The sequence below is a fragment of the Nisaea sp. genome (assembly GCF_017640745.1).
In the GTDB taxonomy this organism is placed as follows: domain Bacteria; phylum Pseudomonadota; class Alphaproteobacteria; order Thalassobaculales; family Thalassobaculaceae; genus Nisaea.
In genome coordinates this window covers 1-2,163 of record NZ_JAEPQA010000064.1, presented here as the reverse complement: position 1 = coordinate 2,163, position 2,163 = coordinate 1, and the positions used below count along the sequence as shown (strand labels likewise).

The following is a 2,163-nucleotide window of genomic DNA, read 5'->3' as shown; positions in this document are numbered from 1 at the left end:
GCGGCCAAGAGCGTCGCCACGCAGGCGCAATCTCTGGACCGGGAGGTCGCGACCTTCCTCAACAAGGTCAGAAGCGGGACCTGATCCATCCGTACCGCTCTAACCTGAGCTTTGCATCTTATGGGCGGACCGCAGCGGTCCGCCCTTTTTTGTCCCGATCAAGCGCGATTGATCTAATTATCTGAAAATTCTTTTGCAAATTTAACTTTAACGCCGCCTAACAACCAAATAAAAACACTGACTTTTTTGCACTTGCGCTCTACACCGGTTTGCCGCTGATATTGCAGCCGCGAACACGTTTGCTGACTTACCCTCTATAGATTGTGCGAGCGCGATACCGTCGCCCCGCAACACACGTATTAATGGCGATTTCGAAGGACGATCCCCGTGGATAACGCAGCGCATACCTATGACCCGTCGGTAGATTCGGACGAAGTCCCCAATACGCCGAAGACCAAGCGCCAGGGTCCCGGTGTCGGCGGCAAGCTCTACATGGCCCTTACGGGTGTCACACTGGTGACGCTTGTTGCCATCGGGATTTCGATTGCCGCCTTCACCGGTCTGCAGGAAACCCTCGACCAGTTCACCGGACGTTCGATCCCTGCGATCAAGAATTCAATGGCCCTCGCCAATGCAAGCGCGAACATCGCCGCCACCGCGCCGGCGCTGGTCAGCGCCCAGACCGACGAGGAACGGGCCGAGATCGAGGAAGGCATGCAGGTGGGGATCGGCGAACTGCGCCAGCGGCTCGAAACCCTGACGGCATTGCCGGAAACGGAGCGGAACAAGCTCTCCGCTCTCGTCACCGACATCGAAGGCGCCCTCGCCGACTTGCAGACGACGATCGCGCGCCGGGAGGAGCTACGGGCCGCACTCGGCACGAAGACCGCGGAGATCAGGCAGGCGCATGGCCTCTTCGTCGCGGAAGCGATCCCGGTGATCCAGCTGGCGAACGAAACCCTGACCTATCGCGGCGAGGACACGATCAGTTCGTCCGTACGTTCGGTCGAGGAACTCCTCGAAGGAGAGGTTCAGCAATTGCAGGCCGGCCTGAAGGCCGCCGCCGCCGGAAACGAGATCCTTTCGATCATCGCGCTGACGACAACCGCCGGATCGGAAGAGATGATCGACATGCTGAAGGACGAGTTCGATCAAAGCTCGAACAAGGTCTACGACGCCGTGAACAATCTGGCGGAGACCGAAAATTCCATCGCGCTGCGCGACGTCGCGCTCGGCCTCAGTCTGTTCGGCCTCGGCGACAAGTCGGTCTTCGAGCTTCGCAAACAGGAACTCGCCAAGGACTCACTTCCGATCGGCCAGCGGCTCCAGCTCGACATCAAGCGTGCCGCGCTGAAGACCGAAGTCGCGGACCTGTCGAGCAAGTTCAAGAACTCGATCGATCCGGTCGTTTCCGAAGCGAGCTACAAGCTGATCGCCGGCGGCGAGAAGCTGGTCGACAACGTGAAGAGTTCCATCACCACGCTCGTCAACGAGGACGCGGGCAACATCAAGACCGCGCTGGAACTCGTCGCTCAGGCCAACCTCGTGGCCGGCCTTCTGAACGCCGCCGCCGGTGCGCCCGATACCGAGTCCATCAAGCAGACCGGCTACCAGTTCCTGGCCGCCACCGATGCCATGAACAATGCTCTGCGGGAGTTCCGAGAGCGCGGGATCGATGAGATCACGGCGGAGAAGGCGGAACTGCTCAACACTTTCGGCAATGGCGACGAGTCCGTGTTCGAGCTTCGCCGCACCTTGCTGGAAACCGAAGCCGAGGCCGTGGCCGCACTCACCCGAAGCCGCGAAAGCGTCGCGGCAATGACCAGCGACGTGAACGCGCTTGTGGCGGCTGCCGAAACCGAGGCGACGGAGAGCGAGAACTCGGCCAAGGACACGATCGTCCAGAGCCAGCAACTGCTGTTCGCGATGGGCGGAATCAGCGCGCTGGCGGGTGTCCTGATCGGCTGGCTGCTGGTCTCCCGCCAGGTTGTCAGCCGGGTGAACGGTTTGCAGCAGACGATGGCCGAAATCGCGGACGGCAATCTGGAAGCGGAGGTGAACACATCTGGTTCAGACGAGATCTCCGCGATGGCGCGGACTGTGGAGGTGTTCCGCGACAACGGCCGCGAGGTCGAGCGCCTGCGCGAAGAGCAGCAGCGCGCC

General features: G+C 61.3%; 1 protein-coding gene. It reads left to right on the top strand.

What is annotated here, in order from left to right; all coding sequences use genetic code 11:
• Positions 1–387: 387 nt before the first annotated feature.
• Positions 388–2,163, top strand: a 1,776-nt coding sequence (locus tag JJ959_RS21235; RefSeq protein WP_292888471.1) for a HAMP domain-containing protein, incomplete at its 3' end; no start/stop codon positions are given.